Annotated in this window: 22 protein-coding genes; 15 read left to right on the forward strand and 7 right to left on the reverse strand. The window is 74.7% G+C overall.

Annotated features, from left to right (window positions below; translation table 11 throughout):
- Window positions 1-24 precede the first annotated feature (24 nt).
- Window positions 25-2,142 (reverse strand): elongation factor G, encoded by a 2,118-nt coding sequence (locus FM076_RS02840; protein WP_173868366.1) that lies wholly within the window; start codon window positions 2,140-2,142, stop codon window positions 25-27.
- A gap of 226 nt (window positions 2,143-2,368) precedes the next feature.
- Window positions 2,369-2,767, reverse strand: a complete 399-nt coding sequence (locus FM076_RS02845; RefSeq protein WP_173868367.1) for a cupin domain-containing protein — start codon at window positions 2,765-2,767, stop codon at window positions 2,369-2,371.
- A gap of 160 nt (window positions 2,768-2,927) precedes the next feature.
- On the opposite strand from FM076_RS02845, the gene nsrR reads away from it, so the two are divergent.
- The 3 genes from nsrR (at window position 2,928) to FM076_RS02860 (ending at window position 5,245) form a co-directional block, all read left to right on the forward strand.
- On the forward strand, window positions 2,928-3,371 hold the full coding sequence (gene nsrR, locus FM076_RS02850) for a nitric oxide-sensing transcriptional repressor NsrR (RefSeq protein ID WP_173868368.1): 444 nt from the start codon (window positions 2,928-2,930) through the stop codon (window positions 3,369-3,371).
- An 87-nt stretch (window positions 3,372-3,458) separates the two neighbouring features.
- The gene (locus FM076_RS02855) at window positions 3,459-4,655 is read left to right on the forward strand and encodes a globin domain-containing protein (RefSeq protein ID WP_173868369.1); all 1,197 of its coding nucleotides are present in this window, start codon (window positions 3,459-3,461) and stop codon (window positions 4,653-4,655) included.
- Between the two features lie 122 nt (window positions 4,656-4,777).
- Complete coding sequence (locus FM076_RS02860) at window positions 4,778-5,245, forward strand: hypothetical protein (protein ID WP_173868370.1); 468 nt, start codon at window positions 4,778-4,780, stop codon at window positions 5,243-5,245.
- A gap of 128 nt (window positions 5,246-5,373) precedes the next feature.
- Here FM076_RS02860 and FM076_RS02865 read toward each other — a convergent pair whose 3' ends face one another.
- Window positions 5,374-6,786 carry a sugar porter family MFS transporter gene (locus tag FM076_RS02865; RefSeq protein WP_173868371.1) on the reverse strand — a complete coding sequence of 471 codons (1,413 nt, stop codon included), beginning with the start codon at window positions 6,784-6,786 and terminating at the stop codon, window positions 5,374-5,376.
- A gap of 145 nt (window positions 6,787-6,931) precedes the next feature.
- Here FM076_RS02865 and FM076_RS02870 point away from each other — a divergent pair, with 145 nt between their 5' ends.
- From FM076_RS02870 to FM076_RS02885, 4 genes are all read left to right on the forward strand, one after another.
- Window positions 6,932-7,726, forward strand: a complete 795-nt coding sequence (locus FM076_RS02870) for a GntR family transcriptional regulator (protein ID WP_345944866.1) — start codon at window positions 6,932-6,934, stop codon at window positions 7,724-7,726.
- Window positions 7,723-8,691 carry an ROK family protein gene (locus FM076_RS02875; protein ID WP_345944867.1) on the forward strand — a complete coding sequence of 323 codons (969 nt, stop codon included), beginning with the start codon at window positions 7,723-7,725 and terminating at the stop codon, window positions 8,689-8,691. Before FM076_RS02870 ends, FM076_RS02875 begins: the two co-directional genes overlap by 4 nt.
- Window positions 8,692-8,879: 188 nt before the next feature.
- The gene (locus FM076_RS02880; protein WP_243274759.1) at window positions 8,880-9,587 is read left to right on the forward strand and encodes an N-acetylmannosamine-6-phosphate 2-epimerase; all 708 of its coding nucleotides are present in this window, start codon (window positions 8,880-8,882) and stop codon (window positions 9,585-9,587) included.
- A 200-nt stretch (window positions 9,588-9,787) separates the two neighbouring features.
- A complete protein-coding gene (locus FM076_RS02885) occupies window positions 9,788-10,834 on the forward strand; it encodes an aldo/keto reductase (RefSeq protein ID WP_173868373.1) in 1,047 nt (348 codons plus the stop codon).
- A gap of 117 nt (window positions 10,835-10,951) precedes the next feature.
- Here FM076_RS02885 and FM076_RS02890 read toward each other — a convergent pair whose 3' ends face one another.
- On the reverse strand, window positions 10,952-11,830 hold the full coding sequence (locus tag FM076_RS02890) for an SAM-dependent methyltransferase (RefSeq protein ID WP_173868374.1): 879 nt from the start codon (window positions 11,828-11,830) through the stop codon (window positions 10,952-10,954).
- A gap of 530 nt (window positions 11,831-12,360) precedes the next feature.
- Here FM076_RS02890 and FM076_RS02895 point away from each other — a divergent pair.
- From FM076_RS02895 to FM076_RS35235, 3 genes are all read left to right on the forward strand, one after another.
- On the forward strand, window positions 12,361-13,635 hold the full coding sequence (locus tag FM076_RS02895; RefSeq protein ID WP_180217939.1) for an MFS transporter: 1,275 nt from the start codon (window positions 12,361-12,363) through the stop codon (window positions 13,633-13,635).
- A gap of 150 nt (window positions 13,636-13,785) precedes the next feature.
- Complete coding sequence (locus tag FM076_RS02900) at window positions 13,786-14,439, forward strand: helix-turn-helix domain-containing protein (RefSeq protein WP_173868376.1); 654 nt, start codon at window positions 13,786-13,788, stop codon at window positions 14,437-14,439.
- Between the two features lie 97 nt (window positions 14,440-14,536).
- Window positions 14,537-14,806, forward strand: coding sequence for a DUF6126 family protein (locus tag FM076_RS35235; RefSeq protein ID WP_173868377.1), 270 nt, complete (start codon window positions 14,537-14,539; stop codon window positions 14,804-14,806).
- An 8-nt stretch (window positions 14,807-14,814) separates the two neighbouring features.
- Here the strand turns inward: FM076_RS35235 and FM076_RS02910 are convergent, their stop codons facing one another.
- Window positions 14,815-15,651, reverse strand: a complete 837-nt coding sequence (locus FM076_RS02910; RefSeq protein ID WP_173868378.1) for a helix-turn-helix domain-containing protein — start codon at window positions 15,649-15,651, stop codon at window positions 14,815-14,817.
- 67 nt (window positions 15,652-15,718) lie between these two features.
- The gene (locus tag FM076_RS02915) at window positions 15,719-16,474 is read right to left on the reverse strand and encodes an SDR family oxidoreductase (protein ID WP_173868379.1); all 756 of its coding nucleotides are present in this window, start codon (window positions 16,472-16,474) and stop codon (window positions 15,719-15,721) included.
- Between the two features lie 361 nt (window positions 16,475-16,835).
- Here FM076_RS02915 and FM076_RS02920 point away from each other — a divergent pair, with 361 nt between their 5' ends.
- A complete protein-coding gene (locus tag FM076_RS02920; RefSeq protein WP_173868380.1) occupies window positions 16,836-17,657 on the forward strand; it encodes an aldo/keto reductase in 822 nt (273 codons plus the stop codon).
- A 53-nt stretch (window positions 17,658-17,710) separates the two neighbouring features.
- Window positions 17,711-18,505, forward strand: coding sequence for an SDR family oxidoreductase (locus FM076_RS02925; RefSeq protein ID WP_173868381.1), 795 nt, complete (start codon window positions 17,711-17,713; stop codon window positions 18,503-18,505).
- A gap of 106 nt (window positions 18,506-18,611) precedes the next feature.
- On the opposite strand, the gene FM076_RS02930 is transcribed toward FM076_RS02925, so the two are convergent.
- The gene (locus FM076_RS02930) at window positions 18,612-19,529 is read right to left on the reverse strand and encodes an NADP-dependent oxidoreductase (RefSeq protein ID WP_173874472.1); all 918 of its coding nucleotides are present in this window, start codon (window positions 19,527-19,529) and stop codon (window positions 18,612-18,614) included.
- 256 nt (window positions 19,530-19,785) lie between these two features.
- On the opposite strand from FM076_RS02930, the gene FM076_RS02935 reads away from it, so the two are divergent.
- From FM076_RS02935 to FM076_RS34585, 3 genes are all read left to right on the forward strand, one after another.
- Window positions 19,786-21,399: an MFS transporter gene (locus tag FM076_RS02935; RefSeq protein WP_173868382.1), complete on the forward strand. Its 1,614-nt coding sequence runs from the start codon at window positions 19,786-19,788 to the stop codon at window positions 21,397-21,399.
- Window positions 21,400-21,602: 203 nt separating this feature from the next.
- Window positions 21,603-22,379: a serine hydrolase domain-containing protein gene (locus tag FM076_RS34580; RefSeq protein ID WP_345944868.1), complete on the forward strand. Its 777-nt coding sequence runs from the start codon at window positions 21,603-21,605 to the stop codon at window positions 22,377-22,379.
- Window positions 22,286-22,861 carry a serine hydrolase domain-containing protein gene (locus FM076_RS34585; RefSeq protein WP_345944869.1) on the forward strand — a complete coding sequence of 192 codons (576 nt, stop codon included), beginning with the start codon at window positions 22,286-22,288 and terminating at the stop codon, window positions 22,859-22,861. The genes FM076_RS34580 and FM076_RS34585 overlap by 94 nt, the downstream gene beginning before the upstream one ends.
- Window positions 22,862-22,916 lie beyond the last annotated feature (55 nt).

Consider the following 22,916-nt stretch of genomic DNA (forward strand, 5'->3'; position numbering starts at 1 on the left):
GGTGCGCGAGGGCGGGTCCGGTCGTCAGCCGTCGGCGTCCCGTCCGGTGAGGGGCTGTTCGCCCGCCGGGCGGGACCACCACGCGGCCTCGCCCCGGGTGAGACCGGGCAGTGCCTGCTGGACCCGGGTGAGGTGGCGGGCCGGGAGGGTGCCGGTCAGGACGCAGACCTCGGTGGCCGCCGCCGTGTCGGTCAGGGTGGCACCCGAGGCGGCCAGCACCCTGGTGACCTGCGGCAGGGAGTCGAGCGGCACCTCCACCTCGAAGGCGTGGTACGGCTCGTAGACGCGCGTACCCGCCCGCTCCAGCGCCTTGGCCAGCACCAGGGGCGTCAGCCCCCGGAAGTCGCCCGCCGTGCTCACCGGGCCCGCGAAGCCGGAGCGTACGAGGGTGACGACGCAATCGGTGACCGCCCACCCGTGCGGGCCGGTGCGCAGCGCGGTGTGCACGGACTCCTCGACGGCCCGGTGGAACGCGTAGGGGAGGGCGCCCAGTTCCGTCTCGTAGCGGAAGACGACACCGCTGCCGCGCGGCCCCGGTTCCACCCGCAGCCCGACGGTGGCCCAGTGGCCGCTGGTCGCGGGCGTGTGGCGGCCGGTTGCGCCGATGCCGTCCTCCGCCTCGCCGGTGCCGACGGGGCGTTCCCTGCACACGGTGCGGCTCGGGGTGAAGACCGCCTCGATTCCGTGTTCCTGGGCGAGGGTCGCGGCGATGATCTCCTTCTGCACCTCCCCGTACAGCAGCAGGGAGGTGGCACCGTCGGGTTCGGCCCGCGCGTGCAGGAGCGGGTCCTCCTCGGCCATCCGGGTCAGCGCGGTGTGGAGCCGGGCGGCGGCAGCCGGTCCCGGTTCGGCGGGCCTGACCAGGGACTGGAGGGTGGGCGGGGCGAAGTGGGCGGGCCCGGTAGGCGGTTCGGCATCGTCGGGGGCGCCGGGACCGGCACCGGTGCCGCGGGCGTCGGTGAGGACGTCCCCGACGCGGATCCGTGCCAGGCCGCGGATCCGCCCGATGTCGCCCGCCACCAGCCGTGCGGGGCGGGTACCGGGCGCGCCGACCGGTTCGAGCGAGGTGATCTGCCCGCTGTGCTCCTCGCGGGTGCCCTCGGGGGAGCGCCGGTGGAGGGTGACGTGCCGGCGTGCTGTCAGCTCTCCCGCGAACAGCCGGACGTACGCGGTCCTGGCGCCCGAGGTGCCGCGCTCCACCGCGAAGACCTTGCCCCGAAGGCCGGCGCCCTCCAGACCGCGCGGGGCGCCGGGCAGCAGGTCGGCCATGCCGCGGACGAGCGCGGCGACGCCCTGACCGGTCAGTGCGGAGCCGAAGAAGAGCGGGTGTGCCGCCCCGCGCGCGGTGTGGTCCGCGAGCGCGGCCCGCAGCTCCTGCGGGGTGGGCTGCGGACCGTCCACGACGCGGGCGAGGAGCTTCTCGTCCAGCTCCGCGAGGGTCTCGGCGACCTCCGCACGGGCCTCGGCGTCGTCCTCCAGGGAGACGGGCAGCGCCCGTGCGGCTCGGGTGCCGGGGGCCTGGAGACGGGTGAGGGGGACGGCGTGCGGCGCCAGTTTCCGCCGGATGTCCTGGATCAGCCCGGTGTACCGGGCGCCGGTGCGGTCGATCTTGTTGGCGAACAGCAGGGTGGGCAGTCCGCGTTCGCGCAGGGTCCGCATCAGCACGCGGGTCTGCGGCTGGACCCCCTCCACGGCGGAGAGGACGAGTACGGCACCGTCGAGCACGCCGAGCGCCCGCTCGACCTCGGCGACGAAGTCGGCGTGGCCGGGGGTGTCGATCAGATTGACGCGGGTGTCCCCGACCGTGAAGGACGCGACGGCCGAGCGCACGGTGATACCGCGCTGCCGTTCGAGGGAGCCGGTGTCGGTCTGCGTGGTCCCGGCGTCGACGCTGCCGAGCGTGCCGATGACCCCGGTGTCGTAGAGGAGCCGTTCGGTCAGGCTCGTCTTGCCCGCGTCGACGTGGGCGAGGATGCCGATGTTGCGCGTGGCGGTACGGGTGCCGCCGGTGCGGTGTCCGTCCTGGCGGCCGGGGTGGGGCCCGGTGTCCTGGCCTTCGCGGGGGCGGGTGTCACAGCGGCTGTCGGTGGCGGGGTGCGGGGTGCGGGCACGCGCGGCGCGCCCCTGCGGGGATGCGGGCATGGGCAGTGGAGTCCTCGAAGTCCGTCGGCCGGTACGGGCACTGGGTCTTGTCGAGGAATCGCCGCATCTCACACTCCGCCGGGGTCGCTGCCGATTACGTGGTCGCGGACATCCTGCCACCGGGGCGGTCACGCGCAACCGGTTTTCCGCCGGGACGGCGGCCGTGCTCCGCGCGACGGCGGCCGGCCTCTTTCCGGGCGGCGGCCGTGCCCGCCCCCGGCCGGTCTCAGTCCGCGGGGCGGGGCCGGATGCGCATGCCGGGGCGGCGGCGGTGCACGGTCAGATAGGACATGCCTCCCTCTCCGACGGTCAGGGCGCGCGCGGTGCCGTGCGGGAGCCAGAGCAGGGTGCCCGGGGTGAGGGGCTGCGCCTCCTCTGCCGTGACGACGCTGCCGTCCCCGGCCACGACGAGGAGCAGCACGTCCACGTCGGGCTCGACGTGGGTGTCGATCCGCCCGCCGGGCGGGATGCGCACGAGGTTGGCGTCGAGCTGCCGTCCCGGTTCGGCCAGCCGCCACAGCGCGCCGGTCTCCGCACAGTCGGCGGCGAGCGCGGCCGTGTCGCACAGGACCCGCGGCACCGGGCCGCCTGCCGGGTCGCGGGGGCCGGTGTGGGGGTCGTTCATGGGTGCCACCGTTCGGTTCGTGCCAGCTGCTTCGGGCTCCGTCCTGCGTCGGCCCCGGGCCGGTGGGCCGTGGACCGGAGCGTGGGTCGTGATGTACACCACACAGCTCACGAGCCCTTTCAAATAGGGATCTTACATGCGCATTTGCTAGCGTCCCAGCGTGCGGTTGACGAAGTTCACCGACCTGGCGCTCCGTGCCGTGATGCGCCTGGCGGTCCCCGAGCAGACAGGCCCCTCGACCACCCGGGAGGTGGCGGAGGCGATGGCCGTGCCCTACGCCCACATGGCGAAAGCGATCACCCGGCTCCAGCACCTCGGCGTCCTGGAGGCCCGGCGGGGCCGCGGCGGCGGTCTGGAGCTGACCGGGCTCGGCCGGCGGGCCTCGGTCGGCTGGCTGGTGCGGGAACTGGAGGGCGAGGAGGAGGTCGTCGCCTGCGAGGGTGACCCCCCGTGCCCGCTGCGGGGCGCCTGCCGGCTGCGCAGGGCGCTGCGCGACGCGCAGGAGGCCTTCTACGCCACCCTCGACCCCCTGACCGTCGCCGACCTGGTGGCCTCGCCCACCGGGCCGGTCCTCGCCGGTCTGGTCGGCCGCCGGCCCGAGTGACCCGGGCACTCCGCGCCGCCGCGACGACGCGAGTGGGCCACCCGTCCCACAAAATACGAAGATCATTAGCAAGTTTTTGGAGTCGCCGTGCTCTCGGAACAGTCCACCCCGGTCGTCCGCGCCACCCTCCCCGTCGTCGGCGCCGCGCTCGGTGAGATCACGGAGCTGTTCTACGCCAAACTCTTCGCGGACCGCCCGGAGTTGCTGCGGGACCTGTTCAACCGCGGCAACCAGGCCAACGGCGAGCAGCGGAAGGCCCTGGCCGGCTCCATCGCCGCCTTCGCCGGCATGCTGCTGGAGCACCCCGGCACGCGCCCCGACGCGCTGCTGGGACGTATCGCCCACAAGCACGCCTCCCTCGGCGTCACCTCCGAGCAGTACGAGCTGGTCCACACCCACCTGTTCGCCGCCGTCGAGGAGGTCCTCGGCGACGCCCTCACACCCGAGGTGGCCGCCGCCTGGGACGAGGTCTACTGGCTGATGGCCGACGCGCTCATCGCCCAGGAGGCCCGGCTCCGCCGCGAGTCCGGCGCCGCCGAGGGCGGGGCGTGGCAGCGGATGGAGATCGTCGAGCGGTACGAGGAGACGTCCGACACCGTCTCCCTCACCCTGCGCCGCACCGACGGCGCTCCCGCGGCGCCCTTCCGCGCGGGACAGTACGTCAGCGTCCAGGTGGAACTCCCCGACGGCGCCCGGCAGATACGCCAGTACAGCCTGGCCTGCGCACCCGGCAGCCCGCACTGGCGCGTCACCGTCAAGCGGGTGCGCGGCGGGGCGGGGCCGGAGGGCGAGGTCTCCTCGTGGCTGCACGGCCACGCACGCGCCGGCGACGTGCTGGCCGTCTCCGCGCCGTTCGGGGACCTGTGGCTCGACGACGGCGACGGGCCGCTCCTGCTGGCGTCCGCCGGGATCGGCAGCACCCCGATGCTGGCGATGCTCCACGACCTGGCCGGCCGGGGCAGCACCCGCCCGGTCACCGTCGTCCACGCCGACCGCTCCCCCGCCGACCACGCCCACCGCGAGGAACAGCGCCGCCTGGTGGGGCGGTTGCCGCGGGCCGCGCTGCACCTGTGGTACGAGGAACCCGGTACAGGGGCGCCGGAGGCGTACGCGGGCCGGGCCGACCTGTCCCGGCTGGAGCTTCCCGAGGGGCTGACGGCCTACCTGTGCGGGCCGCTCCCGTTCATGCGGGCGGTACGCGGCGACCTGCTGCGCCGGGGCGTTCCCGCGCCCCTGGTCCACTACGAGGTCTTCGGCCCGGACCTGTGGCTCCAGGGTGCGTAGGACGGACAGCCGGAAGACATCCGCCGCACGAGGAGGAAACACCACCGTCGACCCCGCGTCCGCCGCCACCGCCGCCGTGCTCGCGGGCTGACGCCGGACGGCCGCTGTGATCGACTGAGGGCGTGGAGACCATCTGGACAAGTGTGGTGGCGGTCGTGGGCACCCTGCTGGGTTCGGTGATCACGCACACCTTCCAGCGGTTCGCGTCCGCGCGCAACGAGGAGTTCACCCGCTCCGAAGCCCTCCGGCAGGAGCGCACCGTCACCTTCAGCACGTTCGCCGCGGCGGTGGAGGACTACCGGCACGGCCAGGCAGACCGCTGGTACCGCAAGCTGGCTGACCCGGACGGGGAGGAGTTCCGCGCCGCGCGGGACGAGGCGCACCGGCTGCGCACGGTGGCCCGGCAGGCGCTCTACCGGGTCAAGCTGCTCACCGACGACCGGGAGGTGGTCCGGGCCGCCGAACTGGCCTACCACCGCACCCGCGAGGTGTCGTACGCGCGCGAGTCCGCCGAGCACGACAGCCGCGACGACCTGGCGCGGCAGGCCATCGAGGCGTTCGTGGACCGGGCGTCGGCGCTGGTGCGCTGACCCGGCCCGCCACCGGTGCGGGCCGGGGCGTCGCCGTGGGACCGGCGTCACCGAACGGCCGGGTTGCCGACGGCCCGGGGTCGTCGTGCGGCCGGGTTTCCGACGGCCGAGTCGCCGTGCGGCCCGGTTCACCGAGTGGCGCCCGCCGTCCGGGAGATCTCCCGCTCGATCTCTTCCAGGCTCTTGCCGCGGGTCTCCGGGATGCGGCGGACGGTGAAGAGGGTGAGCAGGGCGCAGACCGCCGCGTACAGCGTGAAGGTGCCGGGCCCGCCCAGGGCGTCGAGCAGGGTGAGGAAGGTGAGGGAGACCAGGAAGTTCATCGACCAGTTGGCGAACATCGTGGCGCTCATGGCGGTGCCCCGGATGTGCTGCGGGTACAGCTCGGACGGGATGATGAAGACGACCACGTTGAGGGTGGTGGCCACGGCGGCGACGAACAGGACGACGCACAGCACGGCGAGCCAGGCGAGGGACGAGTCCTGACCGCCGGCGGCCAGCGTGGCGGCCAGCCCGGCGAGGGCCACGGCCATCACGGCGGCACCGCAGGCCAGGAGCCTCCGGCGGCCGAACCGGTCGACGACGGCCATCCCGACCGGGGTCATCACCAGGTTGACGACCCCGACGCCGACGGTGGCCAGGATGGACGCGGACGAACCCAGGCCGCCGCTCTCGAAGATCTTCGGCGCGTAGTAGATGACGGTGTTGACCCCCGATGCCTGGCCGAGGATCTGCAGGCCTATGCCCGCGACGACGGCCGGCCGCACGGAGCGGTCGGCCAGCGCCCGCCACCGGCCGCCGGAGGCGGTGGGGCCCCGCCGCACCGGCGAGAGGGCGGTCATGGCGGCCAGTTCGGCGTCGGCCGCCGCCGCGTCGTCGTGCCCGCGCAGCCTCCGCAGGATGCTCCGGGCCCGCTCCGGACTGCCGTTGAGGGCGAGCCAGCGCGGGGACTCGGGTTGCAGGAGCATTCCGGTGCCGAAGAGGAGGGCGGGCACGGCGGCCAGCCCGAACATCCAGCGCCAGCTGTGGGTGACGTCCTCCAGCGTGTAGTTGGCGACGTACGCGAGGACGATGCCGAGGGTGATCATCAGCTGGTTGAGTCCGACGAGGCGGCCCCGGTAGCGGGGCGGGGCCAGTTCGGCGATGAAGACCGGCACCAGGTTGGAGGCGACGCCGATGCCCAGGCCGAGCACCAGGCGGGCTGCCGTGAGCACGGGGGCGGACGGGGCGAGGGCCGCCAGCGCCGCGCCGAGGGTGAAGATCGCGGCGGCGGTGACGAGCACCGGGCGGCGCCCGTGGCGGTCGGCGAGGCCGCCGGCCCCGGCGGCGCCGATCATGGCACCGACGAGGAGGGAGCTGACGACGACGCCGGAGTGGAACGGGGAGAGGTGGAAGTCCGATTCGATCGCGAGCAGGGCGCCGGAGATGACTCCGGTGTCGTAGCCGAACAGCAGCCCGCCCAGCGCGGCGACGAGGGTCACGCCCAGGACCGGCCGCAGGGCGGCGGATCCGGTGCGCGGCACGGTACTGCTGGGTGACGTCATGGCACGTCCTTTCGCGACATCCCCCCGAATTGGGTGGTACCAATTTGGCACTCTCCTTGGGTGTCCACAAGATCTACCGTAGAATTTCTTCATTGGTTGGTACCTATGCAGACTTCCGGGTGCCACGGAGGCAGGAGGACGGAGAGTGTCCGAAGTGGCCGGCAAGGCCGAGCACACCGAGCGGCGGTCCGCACGGACCGGGCAGGCCGAGGAGAGCACCCGGGCCGGGGCGGGCAGACCGGCCAAGCACGAGGAGCTGCGCCGGGAACTGCTGGCCGGGATGGCCGGCTCCGCCCCGCACACCCCGCTCCCCACCGAGCGGGAGATCTCCGCGCGGCACGGCGTCTCCCGCAACACCGTCCGCCAGGCCCTGAACGCGCTGGAGGCCGCGGGCACCGTCTACCGGGTCCAGGGCGCCGGCACGTTCGTGGCGCCCCCCGTGGTCTCCAAGTCCCTCGCGCTGACGTCCTTCTCCGAGGACATGCGGGAGCGCGACCTGGAACCGGCCTCCCGGCTGCTGGCCGCCCGGACGGTGCGGGCCGGCCGGCGGATCGCGGAGCGGCTGGGCGTCGAACCGGACGCGGACGTGGTCCGGGTCAGCAGGCTGCGCCTCGCCGACGGCTCCCCCATGTGCCTGGAGAACGTCCACCTGCCCGCCGAACTGGTCCCCCGCCTCACCGAGGAGGATCTGAGCGGCTCGCTCTACGAACTGCTCGGCGAGCGCTACGGGGTGCGGATCCGCTCCGCCGAACAGATCGTGCGCGCCGTGGACCTGGACGAGACGGAGTCGGCGCTGCTGGGCGTGCCGGTGGGCAGCTCCGGGCTGCGGGTCGAGCGCGTCGGCCTGGACCGGCGGGACACCCCGGTCGAGGCGACCACCACCCTCTACCGCGCCGACCGCTACGACATCCGCTTCACCGTCCGCAGGACCCGCTCGTGACCGCCCGCGACCGGCAGCGCACGCTGGTCGGCGTGGACGTCGGCGGCACGAAGATCGCCGCCGGGACCGTGACGGAGGACGGCACCCTGCTGGAGACGGTCGTACGGCCCACTCCCGCCGCTCAGGGCCCGGCCGCCGTCCTGGACGCTATCGCCGCCGCGGTGCGGGAACTGCCCGGCCACGACCGGGCGGTGGGGCTGGGCCTGGGCACCGGAGGCGTCGTCGACCGGGACCGCGGCGTCGTCGTCTCGGCCAACGCCCTGCTGCCCGGCTGGGCCGGCACCCGGCTGGGCGACGAGTTGCGCACCCGCCTGGGAGTCCCGGTCGTGGCCGACAACGACGCGAACGTCTTCGCCCTGGCCGAGCAGACCTACGGGGCCGGCGCGGGCTGCGCGGACGCGCTGTACGTCAGCGTCGGCACCGGCATCGGCGGCGGGCTGGTCACCGGCGGTCGGCTGCTGCGCGGAAGCCACTGGACAGCGGGCGAGTTCGGCCACATCGCGGTGCCCGAGGCCACCGGACGGGTGTGCAACTGCGGCCGCACAGGACACCTGGAAGCCGTCGCCTCCGGACCCGCCGTCGCCGCCCGGTACGCCGAACGGACCGGCGGCGGGCACACCGACCTGCGGCAGGTGGCGGCGCTGGCCGACCCCGGCCGGGGACAGCACCCCGAAGCCGGCCCGGTTCCCACGCCCCGGGGGGACGCCGAGGTCGCGCGCTCCGTGCTGGCTCAGGGAGCGGCGGCCCTGGGCCGGGCCCTGGCGGGGCTGGCCAACAGCTTCGACCCGGAACGGGTCGTGGTGGGCGGCGGTGTGGCCTCCATCGGCGCTCCGTTCTGGCAGCCGCTGACCGAGGCGTTCACGGCCGAACTGCTGCCGGGGCCCGCCGGGTTGCGGCCCGTGCCCGCCGCCCTGGGCCCCCGCGCGGCCGTCGTCGGCGCCGCCGCGCTCTGGCTGGAGCGCTGAGGTGTGCGGAATACAGCCGGATCCCGTCTCAGGAGGGGCCCGCGGCTCCCGCCGGTGGCGCCCGGACGCACACCGGCGGGCCCCTCTGCCCCGCGCCCGACGACCCGTACGCGACGACCAGCGACGAAGGACCCCTCATGACCGAGACCGCGACCGGCGGCGGACAGCAGTACCCCAGCCGGACCACCATGCCCGCCGCACGTGCGGACGCCCTGCTGCGGCGGCTCCGCGGTGGGCTGGTCGTCTCCTGCCAGGCGCCGCCCGGCGACCCGCTGCGGGCCCCCGCGCACATGGCGGCGGTGGCCGCCTCGGTGACGGCTGGGGCACCGGTGGCCGGGGTCAGGGTGCAGGGCGTCGAGGACATCCGCGCGGTACGGGCCGTGGTGGACCAGCCGGTGATCGGACTGTGGAAGGACGGCGCCGAGGGCGTCTACATCACCCCGACCGCCCGCCACGCGCGCGCGGTCGCCGAGGCCGGTGCCGAGATCGTCGCCGCCGACGCGACCTCGCGCCCGCGCCCCGACGGCCGTCCCCTGCGCGAGACGATCGAGGCCGTGCACGGGATGGGCCGGCTGTTCATGGCCGACGTCTCCACCCTCGACGAGGGCGTCCGGGCCGCGGCGCTCGGCGCGGACCTGGTCTCCACCACCCTTTCCGGCTACACCCCCTACAGCCGCAACCTGCCCGGCCCTGATCTGGAGCTGGTCCGCGAGCTGTCCGGCCGGCTGGACGTCCCCGTGTGCGCCGAGGGCCGGGTGCGCACCCCTCAGGAGGCGCGGGCCGCCGTCGAGGCGGGGGCCTGGGCGGTCGTCGTGGGCGGCGCCATCACCGCCCCCGCCGCCATCGCCTCGCGCTTCGCGGCGGCACTCCCCCGGGAACCGGCCGAGCACGGGTGACGGGGTGGCGGGGCGGCCCGGCGGCCGGCCCACGGGAACGGCCCCGGTGCCGCTGAGCCGCATGGGGTGGGTGTGCCGCGGGGTAGGTCCGGGGTGCCGGTCCCGGTGGGGACCGGCGGATGGATCCAAAGGACGCCGGAAGAGCGCGGGAAGACCCGGAGGGCTCGGAGGGCGTCGGCACGACGAGAGCGGAGACTCAGGTGGAGTACAGGCAGTTGGGCCGTTCCGGCCTGCGGGTGTCGGCCCTGGCCATGGGGACGATGACGTTCGGCGGCCGGGACGTGTTCGGGAACGTCGGGACCACGGACGTCGCCGGGGCCCGGCGCCAGGTGGACATGTGCCTAGACGCGGGCGTCAACCTGTTCGACACCGCCAACATGTACTCCTCGGGCCTCAGCGAGGAGATCCTCGGTGAGGTGATCTCCGGGCGCCGCGACCGCCTCCTGCTGTCGTCCAAGGTGCGCATGCCCATGGGCGACGGCCCCAACGACCAGGGTCTGTCGCGGCATCACATCCTGAGCCAGGTGGAGGGCAGCCTGCGGCGCCTGGGCACGGACCACCTGGACCTCTACCACGTGCACGAGTGGGACGGCCTCACGCCGTTGGAGGAGACCATGGAGGCGCTGGACTCCCTGGTCCGCTCGGGCAAGGTGCGCTACCTCGGGGTGTCGAACTACTCCGGCTGGCAGCTGATGAAGGCGCTGGCCGCCGCCGACGCGCACGGCTACCAGCGCTTCGTGAGCAACCAGATCTACTACTCGCTCGAATCCCGCGACGCCGAGTACGAACTCCTCCCGCTCTCCCTCGACCAGGGGCTCGGGGTCATGGTGTGGAGTCCGCTGGCGGGCGGGCTGCTGTCCGGCAAGTACCGGCGCGGACAGCGGGCCGCCGACGGCAGGCACCTGACCGAGTGGGACGAGCCTCCGGTGCGCGACGAGGAGAAGCTGTACGACACCATCGAGGCGGTGGTGGAGATCGCCGAGGCGCACGGCGTCTCGCCCGCCCAGGTCTCCCTCGCGTACCTTCTCGCCCAGCCGGGCGTCACCACCCTGGTCATCGGGGCGCGCAAGGAGGAGCAACTGCGGGACAACCTCGGTGCCGCCGACGTCCGGCTCGCCGCCGCCGACCTCGCCCGCCTCGACGAGGTGAGCGCCCCGGCCCTGATCTACCCGCACTGGCACCAGGCCCGCCTGGCCGCCGACCGCTTCTCCCCCGCGGACCGCGCCCTGCACCGCCCCGGACGCTAGGACCTGTCCGCGCGCGGCGGTGCGGGGCCGGCGCTGCCGGGCCGGCCACGGCCTCCGCGAAGGCGCCCGGCCCCCACGGGGCGGGGCCGGGCGCCGCGGGCCGCCTCGGGTCCGGGGTCAGGGGCGGCGGGCGAAGGCGTGGACCATGCGCTCCAGACCGCCCGGCACCGGGCCGAGCGAGCGGCCCAGCTCCCGGGCCGACTCCAGCACCGGGCGGCCGTCGTACTCCCAGCCCAGGGGCGCCAGTTGCTCCTCCAGGCTCCGCCGCTCCCCTTCCGGCAGCAGGGCGGGCAGGTCGATGCCGAGCGCGGTGCCGCCATCCCGCAGCAGTGCGTCGTTCGCCAGGCCCTCCGTGTCCGGGACGCACTCGGCGGCGAGGCGGCTGCCGGAGGGGGAGAGCCGGTCGATCTCCTTGAAGAGCCGTTCCTCCGCCTCCGGCGGCAGGTAGGGCAGCAGGCCCTCGGCCAGCCAGGCGGTGGGCTCGGAGGCGTCGAAGCCCGCGGCCTCCAGGGCCGCGGCCCAGTCCTCGCGCAGGTCCACGGGGACGGGGGTGTGCGCGCAGCCCGCCCGGGCGTTCCGCTCCGCCAGGACGCGCAGTTTGAAGTCGAGCACCCGGGGCTGGTCCAGTTCGAAACAGCGGGTGCCCTCGGGCCACTCCAGCCGGAAGGGGCGGGTGTCGAGCCCGGAGGCGAGGATGACGACCTGGCGTATGCCGTCGCGGGCCGCGCCGGTGAAGAAGTCGTCGAAGACCCGCGAGCGTATCCCCAGGTAGGCGGTCATCAGCGTCCACAGTCCGGCGGGTCCCTCGTACTCCTCCAGTTCCCCGGGGGTGACGGGGAAGGGGGTCGGGGCCGGGGCTGCCGCGACGAAGGCGGCCGCGTAGGGATCGCTGATCAGCGCGTCGGGGCGCGCGGTCTCCACCGCTCTTCCGGCGGCGACCGCCAGGGCCGTCACACCCACTCCGGTGACGATGTCCCACTGCTGGTCCGAGCTCACGGATGTACCTCCTGCGTACCGCGGTAGGTCACGGACTGTTCGCACGGGTGCACGAGGTGTGCCCCGGGAGGACGCTACAAGATGGTAGCCACAGGCAACCAGGGGTGACGGCCGGTCAAGATCGGTTCTCGGCCAGCCCCTTGGAGCCGCCGCCCCATCCCGGGCCCTGCCGCCTTCCCCCGAGTCCGGGGAAAACCTGCAGCCGAGCAGGCGGACGGCACCGCACCGGTAGTGGGCGGTCGCGAGTTGACCTCTTACCCGCCGCCGGTTAGCGTGCGCGCGTAGGCCCGGCGCGCTCGACCAGACGCCCGGAGCCGCCACCGTAGGCGTTAACGTCAACCAACGCGTCACTTCAGCCTGCTCGAACGGCCGGGGCGACGCGGCGGCCCCCGCCACGGGACCCTCCGGCCGGGAACGGAGAACGGCCGGTGAGCACCGACACACCGCGCGAGGACCAGTCAGGTCCGCCCCCGTCCGGCCCCCGGGAAACCGGCGGCCCGCCCGCCCCCGGCACCCTCCGCTCCGGGGCCCTGGCCCCGGACCCCGCGCCGGATCCGCCCCGGCGCACCGGCCTGCGGCGGTTCGCCGTGGACACGGCGCCCTTGCGCATCGCCCCCTTCCGGCGGCTGTGGTCCTCGACGGTGGTCACCGCGATAGGCAGCCAGCTGACGGCGGTGGCAGTGCCGTTGCAGATCTACGACGACACCGGCTCCTCCGCGCTCGTCGGCCTGGCCGGGGCGGCGGCGCTCGTACCGCTGGTCGTCTTCGCCCTGTGGGGCGGCGCCATCGCCGACCTGATGGACCGCCGCAGACTCCTGCTGTTCAGCAACGCCGGCATCGCCGTGACCTCCCTGCTGTTCTGGGCCCAGGCCGCCACCGGGATGCGCTCGGTCACCGTGCTGCTGGTGCTGCTCGCCGCGCAGCAGGCGCTGTTCGGCGTCAACCAGCCGACACGCACCGCCTCGGTGGCCCGCCTGGTGCCGGCCGAGCAGTTGCCGTCGGCCACCGCCCTCACCTCCACCGTGGCCCAGTTCGGGCAGATCGTCGGCCCGCTGCTGGCCGGTGCGCTGGTGCCGGTCCTCGGACTGCCGGTGCTGTACCTGTGCGACTCGCTGGCGCTCCTGGTGGCGCTGTGCGCGGTGTGGCGGCTGCCCCCGCTGCCCCCGCTGAAGGTCGCCGCCCGGCGCGCCGGGCTGGCCGACATCGCCGACGGCTTCCGCTACCTGGTGCGGCAGCGGCTGCTGCTCGTCTCGTTCCTGGCGGACGTCATCGCCATGGTGCTGGGCATGCCCCGCGCGCTGTTCCCGCAGATGGCACAGCTCGACTTCGGCGGCCCGGAGGGCGGCGGCACCGCGCTGGGCGTGCTGTACGCGGCCATTCCCGTGGGGGCGATGCTGTGCGGGCTGCTGTCCGGCCTGTACGCGCGCGTGCACCGGCACGGGGTGATGGTCGTCCTCGCCGTGTGCGTGTGGGGGCTCTCGGTCGCCGGCTTCGGACTGTCGGGGCCGCTGTGGCTCGCGGCGGTGATGCTCGCCGTGGCGGGTGCGGCCGACATGGTCTCCATGGTCTTCCGGGGCGCCATTCTCCAGTCGGCCGCCACCGACGAGATGCGCGGCCGGATGCAGGGGGTCTTCACCGTGGTCGTGGCGGGCGGTCCCCGCCTGGCGGACCTGCTGCACGGCACGACCGGCTCGGCCGCCGGGACCCGCGCCACCGTCGTCGGCGGCGGCCTGCTAGTGGTGGCCGGCACGCTGCTCCTCGCCGTCGCGGTACCGGCCTTCTGGCGCTACGTCCCCGAGCGGTGACCGGCCAGGAGCACGGCGGCGCGAGGGCTTCCCGCGCCACGAGATGCCGGACGCCGGTGGTGGTAGCGCTGACGAGGGCGGGCCGAGGCGGATTTTGCCTCAGAGGCAAGGCTTTTGCCGCAGAGGCGAAGCCTGTGCCTTAATCAGGGCATGAACCCCCACTCTCACCATGATGAGGCAGCCGGGGCGGAAGAGGGAGAGCTGCCCGCTTTCGCACCGCGCATGCGCCGGCTGAGGCGGCGCAGCGGGCTGAGCCTGGAGGCGGCGGCACGCAGGGCCGGGCTCTCCCCCGCCCACCTCTCCCGCCTGGAGACCGGGAAGCGGCAGCCCTCCCTGCCGCTTCTCCTCACTCTCGCCCGCGCCTACGGCACCACGGTCGGCGACCTCCTGGGCGAGACGGCGGCAGCCGCCGACCCCGTGGTGCGGGGCGCCGAGACGGAACCCGTCGACGCCGGTGGCTGGCGCTACCGGCAGGCCGGACGGTCCGGACGCGCCATGCAGGCCCTGAGGGTCCACGTGCCGCCCGGCCCCCAGGGCGATCTGGTCCGGGTCCATCCCGGTGAGGAGTGGATCCATGTGCAGCGCGGCCGGCTGCGCCTGGGTCTCGGCCGGACCGTCGAGGTACTGGAGCCCGGCGACTCGGCGCACTTCGACTCCCTCACCCCGCACCGCCTCGAAGCCGTCTCGGGCGAGGGGGTCGATCTCCTCTTCGTCCATACGCTGCTCCAGTCCCCGACGGCCGACCTGTGCGTCGGCGGTCTCCCCGGGCACGGTCCGGCGCCCGGACGGCCCTCTTCCCCGTGACCGCCCCGGCAGAGCACCGGGCGCGGACCGCCCTCGCTCCGTACCCGACGACGCCCCTCCCCCGACCGTGCACACTTCCGTGCGGAAAGGCCCCGCCATGAGCGCCCCGGCACCCGAACCCCGGCAGTCCGCCCCCGCCGCCCCGGCCCCCTCCGCCGCACCGGGCGAGCCGGCGGCACAGCCGTCCCGCGCGGAGGAGCGGCTCCGGCCCGGCAGGCCCCGCAGGCCCCGGGACGAGCCGGGTGCCGAGCGCGGCGACGGGCGCTTCCCCCGCGGTCTCGCCCTGCGGCTGTTCGTCTACGTCGTGGCCGGGCACCTGCTGGCGGGCTTCCTCTTCCTGCTCTTCGAGCTGGGCGGCGGCAAGTAGCGCCCGCCTCAGCTGCCCACCGGCCGGGCGCCGAGGGCCGGGAGGAGCCGCAGCTTCTCGTCGCTCTCGGAGCCCGGCGTGGCCGTGTAGACGAGCAGCGCCTGGGCCTGGTCGGGGTCGAGGAGGACCTGGCAGTGCAGTTGCAGGACCCCGAGGTCCGGGTGGAGGAACCGCTTGGGCTCCACGCGCGGGGCACCGACCTCGTGGGCGCTCCACCACCGGAGGAAGTCCCCGCTGGACGCCAGCAGGTGTTCGACCAGGGCTTCGGCCCGGCTCCCCTTGCCCTGCCGGGAGTAGGCGGCGCGCAGTTCGGCGGCGAAGAACCTGCTGTGCCGGGGGTGGTCCTCCTCCGGGTGGACGAGGCGGGCGGCGGGGTCGGTGAACCAGCGGTGGATGCGGCTGCGGTCCAGGCCGGTGAACCGGGTCTCGTCCCCCAGCAGCGCCGCGGCCAGGGGGGTCTGCCACAGCGTCTCGGCCAGCTCGGTGATGACCTGTGCGGGAGTGTCGTCGAGCCGCCCGAGGATGCGCATCAGGCCGGGCGAGATGTGGTCCGACCCGGTACGCGGCGGCGGTTGGTGGCCGGCGATGCGGAAGAGGTGGTCACGCTCGGCCAGCGACAGGTGCAGCCCCCGGGCGATCGCCGCGAGCATCGGCGGGGACGGCTGCGGGCCGCGCCGCTGTTCCAGGCGGCTGTAGTAGTCGGCCGACATTCCGCTGAGCGCGGCGGCCTCCTCGCGGCGCAGACCGCGGGTACGGCGCCGGGGTCCGCGCGGCAGGCCCACGTCCTCGGGCTGCAGGGCCTCCCGGCGGGTGCGCAGGAAGTCGGCGAGCTGTGCTCGGTCCACTGGTGTTCCTCCCGGTCCGGTCCACACCGTGCGGCGCCGCACCTCGCCGCGCCGTGTCGCGCACGCCTCAGAGCAGCATGCCGCCCGACGCCTCGACGCGCTGCCCGGTGATCCAGCCGCCGCCGTCGGCGAGCAGGGCCGCGGCGGCGGCGCCGATGTCCTCGGGCTCCCCGACGCGGCCCATGGCGGTGACCGAGGCGAGGGCGGCTCGCATCTCCTGCCCGTCCCGGACGGCGCCGCCGCCGAAGTCGGTGGCGGTGGCGCCCGGCGCGAGGGCGTTGACGGCGATGCCGCGCGGCCCCAGCTCCTTGGCGAGGTAGCGGGTGAGCACCTCGACGGCGCCCTTGGCGGCAGCGTACGCGCTGGTCTCGGCGGCGACGAAGCGGGTCAGCCCGGTGGAGACGTTGAGGATGCGGCCGCCGTCCGCCAGGAGGGGCAGCAGCGTCTGGGTGAGGAAGAAGACGCCCTTGATGTGGACGGCGAACAGCCCGTCGAACTCTTCCTCGGTGGTCTGCGCGAACGCCTTGTGGACACCGTGTCCGGCGTTGTTGACCAGGGCGTCGAAGTCCTCACGGCCCCAGTGCCGGCGCAGCGCGTCCCGCACGTTCCCGGCGAAGGCCGGGAAGGCCGCGATGTCCCCGGTGTCCAGCGGCAGGGTGACCGCCGTGCGGCCGAGCGCGCGGATCTCGGCGGCGACGGCGGTGGCCTCGTCCTCGTGGGAGCGGTAGGTGAGCAGGATGTCGGTGCCGGCCCCGGCCAGGTGCAGGGCGGTGCTGCGGCCCAGGCTGCGGTTGGCGCCGGTGATCAGGGCGATACGGGTCACAGTGTTCCCCTTCGTGCGGTGGTGTCCTTCCAGTTGAATGGTCTCCGGCCGGGACATCCGGAGGAAGGCAGCACTTGTCCGGGGATGGGCGGTCCCCCTTTCCGCCGGGGGCCGGACCGCCGCGTGCCGAGCGGGCCGGGCCCGCGCGGCAGGGCGCGCTCGCAGGCGCCCGGCCACGCGCCGGGGACTCGAAATAAGGAGCGCTTGCAATATACGGCGCACGCAATTAACGTGGCCGGGGCACGCCCGGCGATCACCCCGCCGACCGGCGGACCGCCACCACCGCGCGTGCCCGACTCACCCGTGTCTGCCGTCGTACGACGCGGCCGCGTCGCCCCGCGGCCGCGAAAGGATCAGCACCATGACCGTCCCCGCCCTCACCCTCGACAACGGCGTCACCATGCCGCAGCTGGGATTCGGCGTCTTCCAGGTCCCCGACGAGGAGACCACGGCCGCCGTCACCACCGCTCTGGAGGCCGGCTACCGCAGCATCGACACCGCGGCCGTCTACGGCAACGAGACCGGCGTGGGCCGCGCCCTGTCCGCCTCCGGCATACCCCGCGACGAGTTGTTCGTCACCACGAAGCTGTGGAACGACGACCAGGGGTACGACACCACGCTCGCCGCCTTCGACGCGTCGCTGGAGAAGCTCGGCCTCGACCACGTGGACCTCTACCTCATCCACTGGCCGGCCCCCGCCCGCGACCGCTACCCCGACACCTGGCGCGCCCTGGAGAGGATCCACGCCGAGGGCAGGGCGCGGGCCATCGGCGTCTCCAACTTCCAGCCCGCCCACCTGGAGCGGCTGCTGGAGGAGAGCGGCATCGTCCCCGCCGTCAACCAGATCGAGCTGCACCCCCGGCTCCAGCAGCGCGAACTGCGCGCCTTCCACGCCCGGCACGGCATAGCCACCGAGGCCTGGAGCCCGCTCGCCCAGGGCGCGCTGCTCGGCCACGAGACGCTTGCCGCCCTCGCCGCGCGCCACGGCAGGACCCCGGCCCAGATCATCCTGCGCTGGCACCTGCAACTGGGGAACATTGTCATCCCCAAGTCGGTGACGCCCGAGCGCATCCGCCAGAACTTCGACGTGTTCGACTTCGAACTGTCGGACGACGACATGGCGGCGATCGGCGCGCTCGACAACGGCACCCGCGTCGGCCCGGACCCGGACACCGTCAACTGACCGGCCCCGTCCGGCGGACGCCGCATCCACTCCCCCGCACAAGGAGGCAACCCGTGCAGATCGACCTGTCCGGCCGCACGGCCCTGGTCACCGGTTCCACCCAGGGCATCGGCTCCGCCATCGCGGCCGGCCTGGCCCGGGCCGGCGCCCGGGTGGCCGTCAACGGCCGCGGCCGGGAGTCCGTCGAGGCGGCCGTCGGCCGGCTCCGCGAGGAGACCGGCCGCGACTCCTTCGTGGCCGCCCCCGGGGACCTCACCACCGAGGACGGGGCCCGGCAGGTCACCGGGGCCGTGCCGGACGCCGACGTCCTCGTCAACAACCTCGGCGTCTTCGGCGCCGAGAACGCCCTGGAGATCACCGACGAGGAGTGGCGCCGCTACTTCGAGGTGAACGTCCTGGCCGCGGTGCGGATGATCCGCGCGTACCTGCCCGGGATGAAGGAGCGCTCCTGGGGCCGGGTGGTGAACGTGGCCAGCGACTCCGCTGTGGTCATCCCGGTGGAGATGATCCACTACGGGATGTCCAAGTCCGCGCTGCTCGCGGTCACCCGCGGCTTCGCGAAGGACGCGGCGGGCACGGGCGTCACCGTCAACTCCCTCATCGCCGGGCCCACGCACACCGGCGGCGTGGAGGACTTCGTCTACGAACTCGTGGACGCGTCCCTGCCCTGGGAGGAGGCGCAGCGGGAGTTCATGCGCGAGCACCGGCCGCAGTCGCTGCTCCAGCGGCTGATCGAGCCGGAGGAGATCGCCAACATGGCCGTCTATCTCAGCTCCCCGCTGGCCTCGGCCACCACGGGCGGTGCCGTGCGGGTGGACGGCGGCTACGTCGACTCGATCCTGCCCTGATCCGCGGCCCGGCCGGCGCCTCACCCCGGAGCGCCGCCGTGTCCGCGGCGGCGCTCCGGCGGGGGCCGGACCGGGTCAGGGCCGGGCCGGACGGGGCGGAGCCGGGTCAGGGCCGTACGACGATCTTCCCGTGCACATGACCGGAACGGCTCAGCTCGAAGGCGTCGGCCAACTGGTCCAGGGGGAACGACTCGGCCACCCGTACCGTCAGCCGGCCCTCGTCGGCCAGGCGGGCCAGTTCGGTCAGGTCGCCGGCGCTGGGACGTACCCACATCCACTGGCCGCCCGAGCGGGTGACCGTGTCGTCCGCGATGGACGCGTGCCGTCCCCCCTCGGCCAGCACGCCGAGTGTGGCGTCCAGCACCCCGCCGACGAAGTCGGCGACCACGTCGGCGCCTTGCGGGGCGAGGTCGCGCACCCGTTCGGTGAGGCCCTCGCCGTAGGCGACGGGTTCGGTGCCCAACTCGCGCAGCCGGCCGTGGTTGGCCGGTGAGGCCGTGCCGAGGACGCGGGCCCCCAGGGCGCGGGCGATCTGCACGCCGAGCGAGCCGACCCCGCCGGCCGCGTTGTGGATCAGCACGGTCTCCCCCGCGCGGGTGCCGAGCCTGGTCAGCGTCTGATATGCCGTCAGCCCCGCCAGCGGCAGCCCCGCCGCCTGCTCCCATGAGAGCGAGGCGGGACGCTTGGCCAGGCACCGGACGGGCACGCTGACGTACTCGGCGAACGTTCCGCCGTGCACATAGTCCTTGCGGGCGTAAGCGATCACCTCGTCCCCCTCGGCGAACTCCGGCGCGTCGATGCCGACCCGCTCGACCACGCCCGCCACGTCCCAGCCGGGGACCACGGGGAAAACGGTGTCCATCAGGTCCTTCAGACCGCCCGACATGATCTTCCAGTCGACGGGGTTGACCGCGGCGCACCGCACCCGCACCAGGACCTCGCCCGGCCCCACCTTGGGCAGGGGCTGCCGGGTCGCGGAGAGCACCTCGGTGCCGCCGAACCTGTCGTACGTCATCGCCCGCATGGTCGCCTCGCCCGGATTGCCGTTGGTCATCTCGGTCGTGCCTTTCCGTCGTCGGTGGTACTCCGGCCCTCCCAGCCTGGGTTCCGCGCCGCACCGCGCTTCACACCGGCCCCACGCCCAACGGCCTCCCCGGTGTGCGTCCGCGCGTCGGGGCCGCCCGGGCGGCCGGATGCCCGGTGCCGCCGTACCATCGGCGCGACGGCAGCGGGACGGTTGCGGCGCGTGGCCGCGGCGGACGGCGGAAGGGCGGCGGGCGATGGCGGACACGCACGAGGACGCCGCGGAGTCCGCGGGCACCGTGGTCTTCCGGTCGGCCGCCGGACGCTGGGTGATGGCGGCGACCGTGCTGGGCTCGGCCATGGGCTTCCTGGACGCCACGGTCGTCAATGTGGCCCTCCCGGTGATCGGGCGGGACATCGGCGCCGACGTTCCGGAGCTGCAGTGGGTGCTGGACGGCTACCTGCTGACTCTGGCCGCGCTGATCCTGCTCGGCGGCTCGCTCGCGGACCGCTACGGACGCAGGCGCGCCTTCACCGTCGGGACCGTGTGCTTCATGGTTCCGTCCGTGCTGTGCGCGGTGGCGCCCAACGCGGAGGTCCTCATCGTCGCCCGCGCGCTCCAGGGCGTCGGGGCCGCGCTGCTCACCCCGGGGAGTCTGGCGCTCATCCAGGCGACGTACCGGCCCGTGGACCGGGCCGCGGCCATCGGCATGTGGTCGGCGCTCACCGGCGTGGCCTCGGCGCTCGGCCCCCTCCTCGGCGGCTGGCTCATCGACGCCTTCTCCTGGCGGTGGATCTTCCTGATCAACGTGCCGATCGGACTGCTGGTGCTGGCCACCACCGTCCGCCGCGTGCCCGAGAGCCGGGACCCGGGCGCCACCGGCAGCCTCGATGTGCGGGGCGCCGTCCTGGCGACGGCCGGACTCGCCGGCGTCACCTTCGCACTGATCGAGGGGCCGCGCGGCCAGGCGCCGCCCTGGCTGACGTTCACCGCGCTGGCCCTCGGGCTCGGGGCGCTCGCTGAGTTCGCCCGCACGGAGCGGCGCGCGGCCGGTCCCATGCTGCCGCCGGGGGTCTTCGGGGCCCGGCAGTTCCTCAGCGCCAACGCGGTCACCTTCGTGGTGTACGCCGCGCTGGGCGGTGTCTTCTTCCTGCTCGTCGTCTTCCTCCAGACCTCGCTCGGCTACAGCCCGCTCAACGCGGGTGCCGCCTCGCTGCCGGTCACGCTGCTGATGCTGGCGCTCTCCTCACGCGCCGGGGCGCTGGCCCAGCGGGTGGGGCCACGCGTTCCGCTGACGGTGGGCCCGCTGCTGCTGGCGGCGGGGATGCTGCTGATGCTCCGTATCGGCGCGGACGACGGCGGCGGGGTGCGGGACTACGCCGTCTCGGTGCTGCCCGCCGTGCTCGTCTTCGGGCTCGGACTGGCCACCACGGTCGCCCCGGTCACCGCGACGGCCCTGGCCGCCGCCCCCGCCGCGCACTCGGGTGTGGCGTCCGGCGTCAACAACGCCGTCTCGCGCCTCGCCCAGCTCGCCGCCGTCGCCGCCCTCCCCCCGCTCGCCGGGATCGGGGGCCGGGACTTCCAGGACCCGCGGGCCCTCGCGGACGGTTTCCACACCGCCATGCTCATCACCGCGGGCCTCGCGGTGGCCGGAGGGCTGCTGGCCTGGGCGACGATCCGCAGTGATGTCCTGGAGACCGGCCGGCCCGCCGCCCCGGAAGCGGCACCGGAGCCCGCCCCGGCCGAGCGCGGACCGGCCACGGAGCCGTGTCCGTACGAGTGTCCGGTGGCCGGCACACCCCTGCGGCCCGCACCGTCCGCGACACCTCCCGCGGACGGCGACACGGGTTCCGCCGAACCGGGCACCTGACGGGGGGCCGCAGAACCGGGCACCTGACGGGCCGGCCTCCCGGTCGCCGGGACCACTGGCGGCCGGTGACGTGACGCCCGGGCACCTTCCGGGAACCCTGTGCGGTCGGCGCCGTGTCGCGCCCGGGTGCGGGCGGCGGGGCGTGCCTACTTTCGTGGTCCGGGCACGGCCTGGGGACGACTACGAGGTGGATGGGGGCCCGCGTGCGGATTCCGGCATACGTCGCCGTCCCGGCGAGCGTGCTCGTCGCGCTGGCCGGGCTGCTCGCACCGCCGTCACCGCCGGCCCCCGGAAGCGGCCCGCAGCCGCTGTCCGCACCGGGGCGGCGCCCGCCGCCCGCTCCGCTGCCGGGGGTCAGCCGGGGCTTCGACGCGCCCTACCACTCCTTCGCTCCCCCGGACACGGTGCTGCACCGCACGACGCCTGGGCGGGCGGGACTGGACCCCGCACCCATCGACGCCTTCGCACGCCGTCTCGCGGCCTGGACGAACCCGGCCGACGGAGCCGGCTACCTCTTCCCCGGCGCCACCGCGCTGCTGGCGCACGAGGGCAGCGTGGTGGCCAGGTTCGCCAAGGGCGACGCCGTACGGTACGCGGCGGGCGGCCGGGAGCTGCCGCCGCGGCAGCGGGTCGCGGCCCGTCCCGACACCATCTGGGACCTGGCATCGCTCTCGAAGCTGTTCACCACCCTGGCGGCGGTGCGGCAGGTGGACGCCGGACGGCTGCGGCTCAGCACCCCCGTGGCCCGCTACCTGCCCCGGTTCGCCGCGCACGGCAAGAGCCGCGTCACCCTCGGCCAGCTGCTCACCCACACCTCGGGCCTCCCCCCGGACCCCCGCCCCCGCTGTGGCGGCTGCCCGGCGGGGTGCGGGCCCGCGAGCGGGCGGTGCTGGAGGCCAGGCCGTTCGCCCCGCCCGGCACCCGGTACCGCTACTCGGACCTCAACATGCTCAGCGTCCAGCTGGTCCTGGAGAAGGTGACCGGACGCGGGCTGGACGACCTGGTGCGGGAGGGCATCACCGAGCCGCTGGGGATGCGCGACACCGCCTACGACCCGCCCCCGTCCTGGCGGCCCCGCATCGCCGCGACCGCGGACGCGCACCGGCCCGCGCGGGGGCTGCTGCGCGGCTCGGTGCACGACGCCAACGCCTGGGCCCTGGGAGGTGTCGCCGGGCACGCCGGGCTGTTCTCCACGGTGGACGACCTGGCGGTGCTCGCCCAGACACTGCTGAATGGCGGCACCTACCGCGGCCACCGCATTCTCAGCCGGCGCGCCGTCGCCCTGCTGGAGCGCGACCGCACCGGCCGCCGCTTCCCCGGGCACGACCACGGCCTCGGCTTCGAGCTGGACCAGGGCTGGTACATGGGCGGCCTCACCTCGCCGAGGACGCTGGGGCACACCGGCTTCACCGGCACCTCCCTGGTGATCGACCCGCGTCACGCTCCTTCGCCATCCTGCTGACCAACCGGGTGCACCCCACCGACGAGACCCTCCTCGACCAACCCCGCGCGGCGTG

Source organism: Streptomyces albus subsp. chlorinus (assembly GCF_013302895.1).
In the GTDB taxonomy this organism is placed as follows: domain Bacteria; phylum Actinomycetota; class Actinomycetes; order Streptomycetales; family Streptomycetaceae; genus Streptomyces; species Streptomyces chlorinus.